This window comes from Streptomyces sp. NPDC058000, assembly GCF_042886435.1.
Lineage (GTDB): Bacteria > Actinomycetota > Actinomycetes > Streptomycetales > Streptomycetaceae > Streptomyces.
Window position 1 is genome coordinate 14,729 of the sequence record NZ_JBHVQS010000041.1, and the last position, 15,308, is coordinate 30,036.

At 69.4% G+C, this 15,308-nt stretch carries 13 protein-coding genes and 3 pseudogenes; 10 read left to right on the forward strand and 6 right to left on the reverse strand.

The genetic code is table 11. From position 1 onward, the window contains the following. Nucleotides 1-34: 34 nt before the first annotated feature. From ACFVT2_RS30130 to ACFVT2_RS30140, 3 genes are all read right to left on the reverse strand, one after another. Nucleotides 35-2,284: a serine/threonine-protein kinase gene (locus tag ACFVT2_RS30130; RefSeq protein ID WP_390022901.1), complete on the reverse strand. Its 2,250-nt coding sequence runs from the start codon at nucleotides 2,282-2,284 to the stop codon at nucleotides 35-37. 768 nt (nucleotides 2,285-3,052) lie between these two features. Next, nucleotides 3,053-3,979: an NmrA family NAD(P)-binding protein gene (locus tag ACFVT2_RS30135; protein ID WP_390022903.1), complete on the reverse strand. Its 927-nt coding sequence runs from the start codon at nucleotides 3,977-3,979 to the stop codon at nucleotides 3,053-3,055. Beyond that, nucleotides 3,976-4,800: a polysaccharide deacetylase family protein gene (locus ACFVT2_RS30140; RefSeq protein ID WP_390022905.1), complete on the reverse strand. Its 825-nt coding sequence runs from the start codon at nucleotides 4,798-4,800 to the stop codon at nucleotides 3,976-3,978. Before ACFVT2_RS30140 ends, ACFVT2_RS30135 begins: the two co-directional genes overlap by 4 nt. A gap of 88 nt (nucleotides 4,801-4,888) precedes the next feature. On the opposite strand from ACFVT2_RS30140, the gene ACFVT2_RS30145 reads away from it, so the two are divergent. From ACFVT2_RS30145 to ACFVT2_RS30170, 6 genes and pseudogenes are all read left to right on the forward strand, one after another. Beyond that, nucleotides 4,889-5,239, forward strand: coding sequence for a winged helix-turn-helix transcriptional regulator (locus tag ACFVT2_RS30145; RefSeq protein WP_390022907.1), 351 nt, complete (start codon nucleotides 4,889-4,891; stop codon nucleotides 5,237-5,239). Between the two features lie 64 nt (nucleotides 5,240-5,303). Next, nucleotides 5,304-5,408: pseudogene (locus ACFVT2_RS30150) on the forward strand (IS5/IS1182 family transposase); the annotation flags it as partial. A 544-nt stretch (nucleotides 5,409-5,952) separates the two neighbouring features. Then, a complete protein-coding gene (locus tag ACFVT2_RS30155; protein WP_390022908.1) occupies nucleotides 5,953-6,438 on the forward strand; it encodes a cupredoxin domain-containing protein in 486 nt (161 codons plus the stop codon). 2 nt (nucleotides 6,439-6,440) lie between these two features. Further along, on the forward strand, nucleotides 6,441-6,944 hold the full coding sequence (locus tag ACFVT2_RS30160; RefSeq protein ID WP_390022910.1) for a hypothetical protein: 504 nt from the start codon (nucleotides 6,441-6,443) through the stop codon (nucleotides 6,942-6,944). Nucleotides 6,945-6,948: 4 nt separating this feature from the next. After that, the gene (locus ACFVT2_RS30165; RefSeq protein WP_390022912.1) at nucleotides 6,949-7,515 is read left to right on the forward strand and encodes a DUF6529 family protein; all 567 of its coding nucleotides are present in this window, start codon (nucleotides 6,949-6,951) and stop codon (nucleotides 7,513-7,515) included. Between the two features lie 546 nt (nucleotides 7,516-8,061). After that, a complete protein-coding gene (locus ACFVT2_RS30170; protein WP_390022914.1) occupies nucleotides 8,062-9,363 on the forward strand; it encodes a cytochrome P450 in 1,302 nt (433 codons plus the stop codon). Between the two features lie 96 nt (nucleotides 9,364-9,459). Here the strand turns inward: ACFVT2_RS30170 and ACFVT2_RS30175 are convergent, their stop codons facing one another. Beyond that, nucleotides 9,460-10,017: a GNAT family N-acetyltransferase gene (locus ACFVT2_RS30175; protein ID WP_390022915.1), complete on the reverse strand. Its 558-nt coding sequence runs from the start codon at nucleotides 10,015-10,017 to the stop codon at nucleotides 9,460-9,462. Nucleotides 10,018-10,486: 469 nt separating this feature from the next. Between ACFVT2_RS30175 and ACFVT2_RS30180 the strand changes: the two genes are divergently transcribed. The 3 genes and pseudogenes from ACFVT2_RS30180 to ACFVT2_RS30190 all read left to right on the forward strand — a co-directional run. After that, nucleotides 10,487-10,714 carry a ferredoxin gene (locus ACFVT2_RS30180; RefSeq protein ID WP_189861397.1) on the forward strand — a complete coding sequence of 76 codons (228 nt, stop codon included), beginning with the start codon at nucleotides 10,487-10,489 and terminating at the stop codon, nucleotides 10,712-10,714. Further along, nucleotides 10,711-12,087: pseudogene (locus tag ACFVT2_RS30185) on the forward strand (NAD(P)/FAD-dependent oxidoreductase); the annotation flags it as partial. The gene ACFVT2_RS30180 and the pseudogene ACFVT2_RS30185, both read left to right, overlap by 4 nt. A 276-nt stretch (nucleotides 12,088-12,363) precedes the next feature. Beyond that, nucleotides 12,364-13,335, forward strand: a pseudogene (locus tag ACFVT2_RS30190) (cytochrome P450); the annotation flags it as partial. Between the two features lie 189 nt (nucleotides 13,336-13,524). On the opposite strand, the gene ACFVT2_RS30195 reads toward ACFVT2_RS30190, so the two are convergent. Continuing rightward, on the reverse strand, nucleotides 13,525-13,761 hold the full coding sequence (locus tag ACFVT2_RS30195) for a GTP-binding protein (protein ID WP_390022916.1): 237 nt from the start codon (nucleotides 13,759-13,761) through the stop codon (nucleotides 13,525-13,527). Nucleotides 13,762-14,055: 294 nt separating this feature from the next. After that, nucleotides 14,056-14,325: a GlsB/YeaQ/YmgE family stress response membrane protein gene (locus ACFVT2_RS30200; protein ID WP_390022917.1), complete on the reverse strand. Its 270-nt coding sequence runs from the start codon at nucleotides 14,323-14,325 to the stop codon at nucleotides 14,056-14,058. Nucleotides 14,326-14,526: 201 nt separating this feature from the next. Here ACFVT2_RS30200 and ACFVT2_RS30205 point away from each other — a divergent pair, with 201 nt between their 5' ends. Continuing rightward, complete coding sequence (locus tag ACFVT2_RS30205) at nucleotides 14,527-14,964, forward strand: MarR family winged helix-turn-helix transcriptional regulator (protein WP_390022919.1); 438 nt, start codon at nucleotides 14,527-14,529, stop codon at nucleotides 14,962-14,964. The last annotated feature ends 344 nt before the right edge of the window (nucleotides 14,965-15,308 follow it).

Genomic DNA, 15,308 nt, shown 5'->3' on the forward strand with positions numbered 1-15,308 from the left:
TGGCAATGTTGCGGCCGCCGTCCAGCCATCCGGGTCAGCCCGACTTCGGCGGCTTCTGCGCGTCGAAAGCGAAGAGAGTGTTCTTGGCCGCGGCCACGATCACCGCACGCCCCGCAAGAGTCACCCGCGGGCTTGCGCCCGGCCCGCCCGTCAAACCATCGGCCTGCGGATCTGTTGTCCACAGGGGTTTTCCGTCGTGCGGCGAGAGCGCGACCACCCGGCCGGTGGCCGAGCTGAAGTACAGTGCGTCGGCTCCCGCAACAGGACCCGACGCGCCCTCGACGCCAGTCTGCCGCGACCACTTCTGCCGGCCGGTCGCGGGGTCGAGTGCGGTGACGAGGCCGGTCTGCCCGCTCACGTAGACGGTGCCGTCCGCCATGCCGGGCGTCCCCGCGTACGTCTTGGCCAGTCGGGAGTACGTGACCTTCCGGGAGGCCGGGTCGACCCCTGCCACCCCGTTGTAGCCGGCCGGCTCCGGTCCCTCCATGTGTATCTGCAGGAGTACGAGCCTGCCGTTGGCGACGCCCATCGGCACGGCGGGGCCGTTGACCGCGATGGGCCTGCCCAGAGTCCCCGAGGCGCGGTCGACCGGGTACAGGGTGGGGTGGCGCACCGCCAAGGCATCCACCTCCGCATTCGTCGCGCACATCGCGACGAGCTGTGGGCCCATCGGGACGGGAGCGCACTGCGTACCCGCAGGGAATGGCGACGTCCATGTGACCTGACCGCTGTGCGCGTTGCGGGCCTCGAAGCGGGAGTTGGAAGCGTCGACCGTCACGACGTCGGAGCCGACCACAATGGCGTCCTGAGTCCGCCCCGTGACGGCCGTCGACTGGGCGCCGGACGGCACGGACCACAGCTCCCGGCCGGTGTTCGCGTCGATGGCCACCACCTCGCTGGGAGGGTCCTGCGGGGCGTTCTGGGCGGCGAAGCGGTAGCCGAGCACCGTGTCGTCGGTGGCGCCCACCAGGTACATGTTGTTGACGGGGACGCCGGGGCTCTTCGCCGTCCACACCCGCGAGCCGTCCCCGGCCCTGATACGGGTCGCGACGACACTGCCGCCCCCGCAGAACAGCGCGTTGCCGTGTGCGACGCAACGCAGCTCGTCGGGGATGTCCGGGCGACCGCCCGGCACGGTCTCGTGCCACGGCGTGAAGCCGTCCGGAAGTGCGGCACTCGGCGCCGCGGCGCTGTTGCCCTTGTCGCCGCCGCTGTTTCCGCCGAAGCCGCCCGCCGTCAGTGCGGCGACTCCTCCACCGATCGCTGCCACCGCGACTGCGACCGCGGCCGCGAGCACGGGACGCCATCGGCGAGGCAGTCGGCGGCCGATGGGGGTGCCGGCGCTTCCCGCATCGGGACCGGCCGGGGTGGTGGTCGCGGCAGCCGGCGCCGGGGTGGCCGGCGTCGCGACGTGATGCTGGGTGATCATGTCGCGGGTGCGGCCCGCGCCAACTCCCCCCGCGTCGGTCTGGCCGAGGTCGGTCGGCAGGTCCCGTAGCAGCACGAGGAGTTCGTCCGCCGAGGGGCGCCCGTTGGGCTCCTTGGCCAGGCACGACTCGACGACCGTGCGCAAGGCCATCGGCACGTCATCCAGCGACGGCTCCTCGTGCACCACCTGATACGCAGCTATGTATGGGCTGTCCGCGTCGAAGGGCCCGTGGCCCGTCGCTGCGTACGCCAGTAGCGTCCCCAGCGAGAAGACATCGGACCGCGGCCCCACACCGCGCGGCGCCTGCAACTGCTCCGGCGACATGAAGGGCGGCGTACCGATGACCCGCCCGGTAATCGTCAGCGTCTGCTGGTCCACGGCGCGCGAAATGCCGAAGTCGATGACGCGTGGGCCCTCGGGCGAGAGCACGACGTTCGAAGGCTTCAGGTCACGGTGGATGACCCCCACCCGGTGGATGTCCCGCAGCGCCTCCGCCAGCCCGATGGCGAGCCTCCTCAGCTCCGCTCCGCTCAGCGGGCCCTTCGTGGTGATGCGCCGGGCGAGCGTGTGCCCCTGGATATAGGTCGTCGCCATCCACGGCTGCTCGGCCTCAGGGGCAGCGTCGACCACTGCGGCGGTGAACGCGCCGCTCACCCGCCTCGCCGCCGCAACCTCCTGCCGGAAGCGGATGCGGAACTCGTCGTCCGCCGCGAACTGCGGGTGGATCAGTTTGATCGCGACAGGTCGCCCCGAACTCGTACGGGCCAGGAAGACCGTGCCCATGCCACCCGAGCCGAGCCGTGCCTCAAGCGGATAACCGCCGATCTCGGCTGGATCACCTGCGCGCAGCGACACTCTTCCCGACCTCCCGTCCCCCGTGCACCTTTGCCACCACGGGCCTGCTTACCAGTCCTGCACACAAACTAGCCGCAGGGCAGTACAGCAGAGCACAGCGGGTGACGAACAGGGCCCCAGGGCTGCTCCCGTTCCGCACCCGACGAAGCCCCGCCAAGAGGAGGGCGGATTCCGGAGGTTGTTGCAACACCGTGGTCGGTTGATCAGGCCGCGAGCAGTTCGGACAGGCGCTCGGCTGGGTTTCCCAGCCGAGCGCAGACTCTGCCTCTCGGCATCGGAGAGATCGACGGGCCGGGCGGAGGGGCCTGCAAGAACGCCGTAGCTCGGTGGCATGCTGGTCGAGGTGCCTATTCGGCTTCCATCGGCACCGGGTCTGCGGCGATGTTGCCGGTGCAGCGGTCACTTGGGCAACGATCTGAACGCACGTCAGGGAGTCCGTTTCCTGCGCCGCGAAGGAAGCGCCGAGCGGCCCTACGAGGGCGGCGAACTCCATCGTGCTTCTATCTCCCCAAGGCATGCTTCCGGCCATCGGCCACCGCGCCGGCCACCCGCACCGACCCGGCTTTTCTTCGTTGTCTCACGGAGATGCCGTCATGGTTGTCTCACGGAGATGCCGTCATGATCGGTCTCAAAGTCGTGGCGTCTTCCTCGGCTGGCTCTGGTGTGTGTCACGCCAGGTTTGCCAGATCTCAGGCTGGCGTCGGCCCCGGTCCGGAGCGACGAGTCCCTGTCGTGCGTGCCCGCGTTCGGACTTGACGTGGTGGGTGGTCATCCCGTCCACCCGGTGTGGTGCAGCCAGTCCTCGAAGGCCATCAAGTCGGGGTGCAGGCGGCGCAGGAGGTTGATGTCCCGGTCTCGGGCGTAGAGATCACGGTCGGCGAAGAACTGGAACATCGCTGCGTAGTCGTGGCCGAAGTCGGGGACGGCGGCGCGCAGGTCGTCGTGCGGCAGCGGGATGTAGGCGCTGGGGGTGCCCGTGACCTGAGCGAAGGTAGCGGCGATCTCGTCGCCGGTGAGGCTGTCGCCGATCACCGCGAGGTCGCGGGCGCCCCAGGACTGCCAGTTGTCGAACATGTGGCAGGCGAACCAGGCGATGTCGTCGAGGGCGACGAGCGGGTAGGGGGCGGCGCCGAGGGGGAGCCTGAAGGTCAGGCCGCCCCGGCCGTCCGGTCGGGGGGTGAGTCGGTCCCGCAGGTTCTCGAAGTACGGCGCCGTGGTCAGTACCGAGACGTGGTCCGTGTACCAGCCGTCGGTCTCCTTGCGGAGCATTTCCTCCGACCGCATCAGGTCGATGTGGGCGGCGACAGCGGCTTTGCTGTCGAAGTGCGGGACGGGGTGGCCGGTCAGGGACACCGCGCTGTCCAACGAGGACCAGATGAAGCGCTCCACGCCGGCCCGCTCCGCGGCGGCCAGCAAGTGCAGCCCTTGCCGATACTCACCCACGGCGCTGCCCGTCGCGAAGAAGTCGGTGTTGGCGAACACGCGGTCGGCCTGCCCCATCAGGACGTCGAGGGCCGCCGCGTCGGAACGGACCAGTCGTACGCGGTCGGGCGCGGTGGCGGCGAGTTCGGTGGCGTGGGCGGACTCCGGGTGGCGGGTGGGCACGGTGAGGGTGGCGTCGGTGGTGGCCAACAGGTGTTGGATCACGTGGCTGCCCATGGCTCCGGTGCCGCCGACGACGAGGACGTGGGTCATGGCGTTCTTCCCTGGTGTGTCAGGACGTGTTCGGCCACCTGGGCGTGGGTGGCAACCCAGACGTCGCCGGACTCACGGATGTGGTCGAGGATCTGGCCGACCATGCCCGCGAGGAGCGGTCGGCCTGCGACGTGGGCGTGGATGGTCAGGCGGAAGACGCCTGGGCCGGGGGCGGCGAGCATCTGGTTCAGTAGCTCACGGTGCAGGTCGCGGTAGGCGTACGGGCCGGCCGCAGAGTCGCGGACGTCGGAGTGGTCGCTGTGCATGAGGGAGACCAGAGGACCGTGAGCGGTGGACAGGACCTGCGGGAGGTCGTGGTCGCCGTGGTCGCCGGTCCATCGGTAGCCGGCCTCGGCGAGCAGGTCGACGGAGTGCCCCGAACCGGTGGCGCGTGGGCTCATCCACCCCGTCGGGCGAACGCCGGTGACTTGGCGAAGGATGTCGGTGCAGCGACGGATATTGGTCCGTTCGGCATCGACATCGAGCAGCGCGGGCACCACGTCCTGGGCCCAGGAGTGTGCGGCGATCTCGTGACCCGCCTCGTGCACGGCCATGACGGTCTCGGGGTGCCGCTCGGCCACCAGTCCATTGACGCCGACGGTGGCGGGCAGGTCACCGAGGACGTCGAGCAGCCGCCAGATGCCGGTGGTGACGCCGTAGTTCGCCGAGGAGGTGCTGTGCGTGTCGTCGACGCCGGACAGCGGCCACGCCGCGGCCATCGGCGCGTAGGCGGGCCAGTGCCCTGGTGACCACAGCTCCAACGCGACAGTGACCAGCGCGACGACCTTCCGCCCGCCCGGCCATTCGATCTCTGCCCTCATTCGGCTCCCCTGCTCGGTAGCTTCCGCCGTGGACGCTAGTGAGGCGGTGGGTACCTCCAGGTTCCTGGCGGCGGGCTACGGTCGGGGCATGCGTGAGTACTCCGGCAGCGTCTTCCTCGCCGACTGCCCGGCTCGGCTGGCGATCGAGATCATCGCCGACAAGTGGGCGGTGGTCGTGCTGTTCGCGTTGAGCCGGGAACCGTGCAGGCACGGTGAGCTGGTCGACCTGATCGGCGGCATCTCGCGGAAAGTGCTGACCCAGACGCTGCGGCGGTTGCAGGGGTACGGCCTGGTCGACCGCCACGCCGAGGCCGGGAAGGTCGAGTACGTGCTGACAGACTTGGGCCGGACGCTGGTGAAGCCGATCGCCGTGCTGACTGAGTGGGCTCACGAGCACGGCGCGGCCGTGGTCGAATTCCAAGATTCCAAAACGGACTAATAAGAGGCCCTAACAGAAGTGGTTGGTCGTGTGACTGTTGGCTTGTCCGCGTGTTGGTCCGGTCGTGGGGAAGAGGCAGTCGCGGCCGTGGAGCGTGTCGGATGAACTGTGGGCGCTGATCGAGCCGTTGCTGCCGGAGCCGGGGCCGAAGCTCGTTGAAGGCCGCCAATTCCCGCCCGACGATGGCACGTTGTCGACGTGGGGTGTCGGACCGCTCCGCACACTGGAGTGACGAGTACGTCGTCGAACGTTTCCGCCGATTTGAAGGCGAGGCCATGGCCGACTCCTCCGTCCCGCTGCCGCGTCCTCGCAGTTCCTCCCGGCACCCGATGGCCCGGGCCATCGTCCCCGCTCGGTTCGCTCGACCGGAGTCGTTCATCGACACACCGCACAACGCCGAGCAGCCTGAACCCTTGCACGTGATCCGCGGCTGCGAGACGAGCGGCACTACCAGCGGGGCGACCGCCGGTCCCAGCCGGTGAGTGGCCCCTGGCCGGGGCTGGGCGACCCGGCCTCATCACCGTGCCGCTTCGGATTCGACTTTCGCCTGCTTGGGGCAGTCGGTCACCGGCCGCGGTTCGGGCTGCGGCCCTTTCACTGCTGATGGTGGCCGCGGTGGCCCGATCGGGTGTTGGCCCGCCCGCGGAGAGTGTCGGCGTTGGCGCGGCCGGGAACGTGGGCCAATCTCGTCGCGGAAGGGAGGCCCGCCCAACATGGCCGTGCACTGCATCGGATCTCCGCGCCCCGCCCGCGACGGAGCAAAGTTCCTGGCGCTCATCCCGCTCACCGCCGCCACTGCGTGCTCCAACGGTTCGATCCCGGCCCCGACCGGGAGTCCGAGCGCGAGCGCGAAGCCGGCCACGACGATCACCGTCACGATGAAGGAGTATTCACTTACCCTCTCGCCGGCCAGGGCGCCCGCGGGGACCGTCACGTTCGTCGTGCACAACGCCGGCGCCTTGGCACACGCACTGGCCGTCGCGGGGCCCGGCGTGTCCGACGCGCACACCTCGACCATCCCGCCCGGCGGCCAGGCGCGCCTCACCGTCACCCTCCAAGCCGGCAGCTACGAGCTGTGGTGCCCCATCGACAAACACAAGGAACTCGGCATGGACACCCACCTCCAGGCCGGCGGGAACGGCCCGTCGTCACCGGCCCCCAGCAGCGCCGCCGCGACCTCGACCTCGACGGGGCAGTAGCGATGACTCCCGAACCCGGCGGCCGCCCGCACCGCACCGCCATCGGCCGGCGCACGGTCGCGCGCGTGCTGCTCCAAGTGGTGACCGCGGCCGCACTGGCCGTGAACGCTTACGTGCATGCCGACCTCGCCTCTGCCTATGACCGGGTCGGGCAGCAGATCAGCCAGGGGACGCTGTTCCGCCTCGAAGCCGCCGTGGCGTCCCTGGCCGCGCTGCTGGTCCTGCTCCTCGGTCGCCGGCGGCCGGTGTGGGCGTTCGCCTTCCTGGTGTCCGTCTCCGCCCTGGGCGCCGTGCTGCTCTTTCGGTATGTGAACGTGGGCGCACTTGGTCCGCTGCCGAACATGTACGAGCCGCTCTGGTGGCCGAGTAAGACCGCCAGCGCGATCGCGGAGGCCGTCGGCGCCGTGGCCGCGCTCGGCGGCTTTCTGATCACCGGCCCGCAGCGCTCCGCGTCCACTCGGGCCGGCGCTCCTCGGGGCGACAAGGCCGACGGCATGGGCGGCTGACCACGTGCCACGCCTCACCCTCCGCACCGAACCCCGGCAGCTCCTCGGGCTGCTGTGGCTGCTGCTGCCCCTGGCGGTGACCGCCGCCCTGCTCTGGTACGGCCGGGTACACACCCCGGAGCCCCGGCGCAGCTTCTTCGGAAAGCACGGCCCCGCCGTCATCCTGCTCAAGACCCAGCTGGGCAGCGCCCTGATGGGACTGGTTCTGATCCAGTTGCTCCTCGCGCTGTGGATGTACGGCCGGCTGCCCGGCCTGCGCGCCGCGCCGCACCCAGTGGGCCCCACGCACCGCCTGATCGGTGTGTTCGCTTTCCTGTTCTCCATCCCGATCGCCCAGCAATGCATCATCGCCTACGGCGTCAGCCTGACCGGGCCCCGCGAGGCGCTGCACTCGCTGGCCGGCTGTTTTCTCTACGGGGCCTTCGTCGCCAAGGTCGTCGTGGTGCGCCATCGCCGCTGGCCGGGCTGGGCGCTCCCGCTCGCCGGTGGCGCGCTCGTCACGGTGATCGCCCTGGCCTGGTATTCGGCTGCGTTCTGGTACCTGAACGGCTTCCGGGCGCCCGGCCTGTAGGCGGACGGCGCCGGATCCGTGCCGTCGTCGGCCACTATCGGCAGTGGTCGCAACTCGCCAACCCGCCGCCTTCCCGAGGTGCGAGGTGACCGGTTCGCGCGAAAGCCGTTCCGTTTCCTTCGGGGTGTTGGTGCCGCCGGTCTTGAGGTGCCCGGCGCCGCCACACCTCGCGGCCGGGGGCGGCACCGACCGCCGGCACCGGGGCGACGTTGGCCGGCTGCGGGTCCGGCCAGCAAGCACGCGCCTTGTATCCACGTGTGCGGCCGATGCTCTAAAATACTACAAATATGCTATGTGTCTAGAAATGGGACGTATGGCACATGGTGCTGAAGACAAGCGAGAGGAGTGCCTCATGATCGCCAAGCTGCTCGCCAAGTTGTCCTTTACTCGTAACTACGGTGCGTACGGGGCCCACGACTGGGGCACGCACACCGGCGACGACAGGGTGTGACCACACGGTCGGCGGGCGCCCCGGGCTCCCGCCGACTCCTGGCCGCGCTGCCGGCGATATCGGCCTGACTGGTACGAGAAGTCAGGGGCGATCCCATGGGCCGAGTGAATGAGCCGCCGCGGCTGCCCGGAGGCAGTTTCGCGGCCTGGAGCCGCGACCGGCTGGCACTGGCGCGACGTGGCGCTGCCGAGTGCGGGGACGTCTGGCAACTGGAGCCGAGTGTCTACGTAGCCGCTGCGGCCGGGGTGTGTGAAGCGGTCCTGCGCCGCGCGCAGGACTTCCCCAAGCCGTCCTCGCCCCTCTTCCCGCCGCTGAAGCGGGCCGGCGGAGCGCCGATGCCCGAGGAGCGTGCGCAAGCTCGCGCCGCCCGCATGCGCGGACTGCGCCCGCAGGCGGTTGCGGCCCGGATCGGTGAGATCGCGCCCGGGACCGCTCGATTTGCCGACCAGTGGCCCACGGGCCGGGACGTCGAGATTCTGCCCCTGGTCCGGCCCGCCCTGGCAGAGATCGGCGTGCGCTACCTCTTCTCCGAAGACGCTCCCGCCCTGCTGCCCTTCGCCTGGCAGCTCTTCGTGGCCCGGGAGGTGCTCGTACGCCCCTCGCGCTGGGTGTGGCCGCGCTGGATGCCCACACCGGCACGGCGGTTCCGCACACGGCGGCAAGTCGCCTTCACCAACGCTTTGCGGCCCATCGTCCGCCGACGCCGTTCATCGGGCCGGCTCGGTGACGACGTGCTGGGACAGATGCTCCGGCCCTCCTCCCGCTACGGCCCGCTGTCGGAAGAAGCCGTCCTCGACACCCTCCCCGGAATCACCGTCGCCACCTTCGAGACACCCTCCCGGGCAGCCGGATGGATCCTGCTCCACCTGGCCCGATACCCCCAGGCCGCGGACCGCGTCGCGGCCGAAGCCGCCCTGCTGCCCGCCGACCCGGCCACGACGACCAGCACCCACCTCGACAACCTGCAATACACCCAGGCGCTGGTACGCGAAGTGCTCCGACTGCACCCCCCGAGCTGGCTGCTCACCCGGCGCACCACGCGACAGACTCAGCTCGCCGACTACACCATCGACGCCGGGTCCACCGTTCTCGTCTGCCCCTACACCGCCCACCGCGACCCACGGGAACACTCCGAGCCGGACCGGTTCCGGCCCGAGCGCTGGCTCGACGATTCGGGCTCGCCGGCGAAAGCCGGGGTCTTCCTCGCCTTCGGTACCGGGCCGCACGGCTGCGAGGGAGCCGCTCTCGCCATGGCCATGCTCACGCTCATGACCGCGCAGACCGCCCGCCTCTACCACTTGAGCGAGCCGCCCGGCGCGGAACCCGGCTACCGGGTCACCACCTTCGAAGGGCTCGCAACCGCCGGCCTGCACCTGCGTGCCACCTTGCGCGGCTGAGGGCAGTCCTACTTCCGGTGGCAGGCCGCCTCCACCCGCGAACAACGAACGTCGATCAAGTCCGAGTGCCGTTCCACACGCGCTCGGATCACCGGCTCATGGTTCGCTCATCGGATGTCGCCGGTCGAACTCGTTGACGAGCATGCCCATCATGACGAGGTCGTGGTGCTGGCCGGCGAAGAAAACGTGTTCCCGCAAGCGCCCTTCCTCGGTGAATCCGAGCCCACGAAAAAGTGCCAGCGATGCCTCGTTGTGGGCCAAAACCGCGGCCAGGCATTTGTGATAGCGCCGCTCGGCGAACATGTAGCGCAGCAGCAGCACCACGGCTTCCGTCGCATAGCCCTTGTGCCGGTGGCCGGCGCCGATGGTGATATCGAACTCGAACCAGCCTGAGCGAGGGCCGGTGCGATGTGAACCGACTGTACCGACCAGCTCTCCCGTGGCCGTCGCTTCGACCGCCAACCGGAAGCGGTCGTCATCGCACTCGGCAACGGCCTGCTCCTTCGCCCAGGCACGGTAGCTCTCGGCGGACCGCGGCAGATCCAGCCGGCCCGCTCGCGGCCCGTCATCGTCGGCGAAACGCGCGAACGCCGTCCAGTCGTCGGGCTCGACAGCGCGCAGGCGTACCCGATTACCGGTCCAGGACGATGCCATGCCCTGATTTGATCACGCTGCTGTGCGCGCGAGGCCGACAGGCACGCCGCGGAAGGTGTTGCCCGCCGTGCTCCGTCTACCAAGGTACGCCGCTGTCCAGCGTCGTTGATGTCAACGTTGGATGTCAGGCGTTCGTCTCCCGAGCCATCGGACTCGCCGGTATCGGTGCCGTTGTTACGCTGATTCTGTGACGGTATTCCGGCGCACCGTGCCACACGGTTTCCGTCGAAACGGCAATCCGAAAGAGCGCCGCTTACGTAACCAAAATGCAGCCGCAACCAGGGATACGTCCCCAGTCGGGCGCCGATCGCCTTAGCCGCGATGATCAATTCTTTCCATGGAGACCCGACGAGCGCGGTGCGCCCCCTCGCACTTCGCAGGGGTGGGCAGCGGCCGGATCGTCCCTCGTTGCGCGCCGGAGTGGCGCTGGCTTGAGGGTCTGCATCTCCCACTCCCTGTGGAGGCCGGGGTGAAAGTTGTTGTTGATCTTTCCCGATGTGTGGGGTACGCGCAGTGCGCGTTCCTGGCTCCGGAGGCGTTCCGGATGCACGGTGAGGAAGCGCTCATGTACGCCCCGAACCCCGACGACGCCCAGCGCGACCAGGTGCTACGCGCCGCGGCGGCCTGCCCGGTCCAGGCGATCCTGGTCGACCAGTTGGAGGCGCGGCACGCACCGGCGGAGGCGTCGCCGTCATGACCGGTGCCGACGACCTGCGTGCGTTCAAGCGCGATGGCCGCATCGTGGTCGTCGGGGCTTCGCTGGCGGGGCTGCGGGCCGCGGAGGCTCTGCGGGACGAGGGTTTCACCGGATCGTTGACCATGATCGGTGACGAGTTGGGCGAGCCCTACGACCGGCCTCCCCTGTCCAAGCAAGTACTGACCGGGTGGGTGCCGGCCGGGAGCACCACTTTGCCCCACCGCCGTGGCATCGATGCGGAGTGGCTGCTGGGCGTGCCCGCCAGCGGGCTGGACCTCGCGACGAACCACGTGCGTCTCGCCGACGGACGCGAGGTTCCCTTCGACCGGGTGCTGATCTCCACCGGGGTACGGGCCCGGCCGTGGTTCGTCGAGTCCGAGGCGGCCCTGGACGGAGTGTTCGTCGTCCGTACACGCGAGCATGCCGAGAGCCTGCAGCGGGCCCTCGCCGCCGGGCCCTCCCGTGTGCTGGTCATCGGTGCGGGATTCACCGGCTCCGAGATCGCCTCCGTCTGCCGCGAGCGGGACATCCCGGTGACCGTCGCCGAACTTGCGCCGGCCCCGCTGGTCGGGGCGCTCGGCTCCATGATCGGCGAGGTTGCGGCCGACATGCAGCGCGCTCACGGTGTCGACCTGCGGTGCGGTGTCAAGGTCGCCCGGCTGGAGGGCGACGCGCAGGGACGGTTTCGCCGTGCTCACTTCGACGACGGCAGTACGGTCGACGCCGATGTGGCGGTGGTGGCACTCGGGAGCATCCGCAACACCGAGTGGCTGCGGGAGTCGGGACTGGCGGCGGGCGTATGGGGAATCACCTGTGACACGGGCTGCCGCTCCCTCGACATCAATGGCCGCGTCACCGACGACGTCTTCGCCGCGGGAGACGTGGCACGTTGCCCGAACCCCATCTACGAACACCGGCTCATCTCGCAGGAGCACTGGGCCAGCGCCGTGGAGCAGGCAGAGGTCGCGGCACACAACATGGTCAGTGCCCAGGCGGACCGCCGGCCCCACCTGTCCATCCCGCTGTTCTGGTCGATCCAGTTCGGCGTCAACATCAAGTCCGTCGGCGTGCCGACCTTCGCCGACGAGGTGGTCGTCACCCAGGGATCGCTGGACGACCACCGTTTCGTCACCGCATATGGCTATCGGGGCCGCGTCACGGCTGCCGTGAGCTTCAACAACGGTAAATGGCTGGACCACTACCGACGGTTGATCGAGACGGCCGCACCTTTCCCGCCCCCCTGCCCCACGCCGGACCAGCCGGCCGACATGAAACCGGTGCCCGTCGACTTCCCCGGCCCCGCCCTGCTCGCGCAGGGCGCCACGGTGGTCGTCACAAGCCATGACCCGGGTGAGCGCCGCGTCACGGCCGTGCACCGGCATCGGCAGGAGGAAGGCCAGACGACCACGACCGGGACGCCCGGCACGCTGCAACGGATCTTCGACTACTCCGCCCGGGCCGACCCCTACCCGCTGTATGCCGAGTTGCGCAGGACGCCGGTGGCTCGGCAGGAGGACGGCAGCTACGTCATCAGTACCTATCGCGAGATCACGGACATACTGAATGACCCGCATCTGAGTTCCGACCTGCGCAATCTGTCGCGTCCGATGCCCCCACCCGAGGAAGGGGCCACGTCGTCGTTCATCCATATGGACTCGCCCGAGCACGATCGCCTGCGGCGTATGGCGACGCGTCACTTCGGCCCCCCGCACACCCCTGGGCTGGTGACCGGACTTGAAGGCTTCCTGACCGCCGCCGTCGGCAGCCTGATCGACGATCTGGCGGGCAAGGAACAGATCGACGTCGTCGACGATTTCGCCTTCCCGTTGCCCGTAACCGTGACCTGTCACTTGCTCGGCGTGCCACGCGAGGACGAGCCGAGGTTCCACCTCTGGGTGAAGGACATCATGAACTCGATCGACTACAACCCCGAGACCGACCCGAAGGAGAAACTGGACAAGGGCGTACAGGCCCGCAAGGACTTGCGCCAGTGCCTCGGCGAGCTGGTGGAACAGCGCCACGGCCGGCCGGGAGACGGCCTGCTCTCACGGCTGGCCAACGACGACGGGCCCGACGGTCGGATGGCCGACGCCGAAATCGTCGCCACCGCCAGACTGCTCCTGATCGCCGGACATGAGACCATCGTCAACCTCATCACCAACGGCATGCTGACGCTGCTGCGCCACCCGCAGGTGCTTCAGCGACTGCGCGACGAACCGGACCTCGTCGTGCCGCTGGTCGAGGAACTGCTGCGCTACGAGCCCCCCGTGCACATCATTCCCTGGCGGGTGGCGTACAGCGACGTCACCGTCGCCGACACCGTCATCCCCCAGGGCTCGCAGATCATGCTCATGCTGGCCTCAGGCAGCCGCGATCCGAAGCGCTTCCACGACCCGGACCGCTTCGACCCGGATCGGCATGACAACCAGCACCTGGGGTTCGGCAGCGGCATCCACCTGTGTTTCGGCGGCCCGCTGGCCCGGCGGGAAACCCAGATCGCGCTGACCGAGTTGGCGCGCCGGCTCGACCGCCCCAGGCTGGTCGCCGACCCGCCGCCGTACCGGCCCAGCCCCGTTCTTCGGGGTCCGATCCATCTGGACATCGAGCAGGGTGACGGTTGACGCGGCAGCCGAGGGCAGTCGCAAGGTCGCGCCGCGGACGGCCCGGCACCGTCAACAGCAGCCCGAGGGCGTCCACCACGATGTGGCGTTTGCGGCCGTTGACCTGTCAATTCTTCGCCTCGAATTGTTTGAGCCGCGGTACCCCTATTACGGATGTCGCAGAATGGATGGGGCGCCGCAACATCCAGATCATCTACCGCACTTATCGGCATCTGATGCCGGGCTCGATTGCCGCAGCCGCCAAGATCTTGGACCACGACTTCGCTGCGTAGCAGGCGGGACCTCGACGGCGGAGAGCACCAGCACGGTGACGTCCAGGACGCCGAAGACGCGCTCCACCTCGGCGACGAAGTCGGAGTGCCCGGGGGTGCCGATCAGATCGACCTGCGTGGCGCCGACCGTGAAGGAGGCCATCGCCGAGCGCACGGAGGCTGGTCTTACCTGCGTCGACGTGCGCGAGAATGTCGATGTTCAGGGTGTGCTGGATCTGCATGGGTGCCGAAGTCCTCGAAGTCCTCGAAATTCACCGTCTGGTAAGGGCGCTGGGGGTTTTCGAGGAATCGGCGCATGGGGGTGTTTCTGCTCTGCTGGTGATCGGCCGGCGGCCACCCTGGTGGCTTCGGGGCGGTCTCGGCAACTGGATTTTCCCGTGCGGCGGGGCCGGAAGGCATCGCCCTCCGGCCCCGCCGGGTGTCTGTCTGCGCCCCGTCGGACGTGCGGTCAGTGCTCGCGGCTGCGTCCCAGGGTGAAGCGGTAGAGGAGCAGGACGATGAGGGAGCCGACGATGGCGGCGATCCACGTCGACAGGTGGAAGAAGCCGTTGATCGAGTGCACTCCGAAGATCACCTTGCCGAGCCAGCCACCCAGCAGGCCGCCGGCGATGCCGATCAGCATGGTGATCAGGCAGCCACCGGGGTCCTTGCCAGGCATCAGCGCCTTCGCGATGGCACCGGCAAGGAGCCCGATCAAGGCCCACGCGATGATTCCCATGTCCGCACCCTCTCCTCAAGACCTGCCGATGCGTACAGACTGGTTCCCCCTTCCGGGTCTTTCACGTGGGCCTGCTGCAATCGTGTGATGTCTGGTGGCACCGGCGGCACGGCAGTGCCCCCGCCGTCCGCCGAGCGCCGGCGCGGGGACCTCGGTCAACGTCGGTTGATTGGCCGAGTTGATCAACCTAGGCTTATCAACATGACTCAGAGCTCGGACGTCGACGACCTGGCCAGTGCGCTCTACGGAAGCTTGGGGCTGCTGGCCCGCCGGCTGCGTCAGCTGCAGGCGCCCGGCGACCTTTCGTTGCCCGAGCGTGCCGCGCTGGCGCGTCTGGACCGGGGCGGCCCGGCGACGGCGGCCGAGCTGGCGCGGGCCGAGCAGATCACGTCCCAGGCAATGGGGACCACGTTGGGTGTGTTGGAGGAGCGCGGCTTCGTCGAGCGTCGTCGCGACCCCGACGACGGCCGACGGATCATCATGTCGTTGACCGAGGCCGGCGTCGAGGTGCTGCGGCACAAGCGCGACGCCCGGGCCCAGCAGTTGGCGAAGGCCCTCGGAGAGCGCTTCACCGACGCGGAGCTGGCGACGTTGAAGGCGGCGGCGCCGCTGATCGAGCGGCTGGGCGACAGCTTCTGACGCCGGGAGCCGGGAGCCGGGAGCCGGAAGCCGGAACTGAGCGGCATGCCTGGCCGCGCCGGCCGCCGAGCCGGCGCCGCCGCACCCGCCCGGTCAGTCCCGGTCGCCCGACGGCCGAGCGGACCCTTCGTACGAGCCGATCAGACGGGCCAGTTGGCGGCCCTCCACCCGACGGTGGAGCGGGTGGGTGGAGAGCCGGCGCGACCGGTCCGGCCTGGGGGCCGATGCCTCTCCACCCGCCCGACTCCTAGCGTCGAGGCAGGTCGACGTGGCGCCGGAGGGGCCGGTACCGGACCGTTGGAGGCCGTCGTGGGAACCGAGGGAACCGTACACACGCGTGGTGC

Coding starts and splice junctions, on each gene's coding strand:
- ACFVT2_RS30135 (WP_390022903.1), bottom strand. CDS start 3,979: ATGACCCACGTCCTCGTCGTCGGCGGCACCGGAGCCATGGGCAGCCAC.
- ACFVT2_RS30140 (WP_390022905.1), bottom strand. CDS start 4,800: ATGAGGGCAGAGATCGAATGGCCGGGCGGGCGGAAGGTCGTCGCGCTG.
- ACFVT2_RS30145 (WP_390022907.1), top strand. CDS start 4,889: ATGCGTGAGTACTCCGGCAGCGTCTTCCTCGCCGACTGCCCGGCTCGG.
- ACFVT2_RS30155 (WP_390022908.1), top strand. CDS start 5,953: ATGGCCGTGCACTGCATCGGATCTCCGCGCCCCGCCCGCGACGGAGCA.
- ACFVT2_RS30160 (WP_390022910.1), top strand. CDS start 6,441: ATGACTCCCGAACCCGGCGGCCGCCCGCACCGCACCGCCATCGGCCGG.
- ACFVT2_RS30170 (WP_390022914.1), top strand. CDS start 8,062: ATGGGCCGAGTGAATGAGCCGCCGCGGCTGCCCGGAGGCAGTTTCGCG.
- ACFVT2_RS30175 (WP_390022915.1), bottom strand. CDS start 10,017: ATGGCATCGTCCTGGACCGGTAATCGGGTACGCCTGCGCGCTGTCGAG.
- ACFVT2_RS30200 (WP_390022917.1), bottom strand. CDS start 14,325: ATGGGAATCATCGCGTGGGCCTTGATCGGGCTCCTTGCCGGTGCCATC.
- ACFVT2_RS30205 (WP_390022919.1), top strand. CDS start 14,527: ATGACTCAGAGCTCGGACGTCGACGACCTGGCCAGTGCGCTCTACGGA.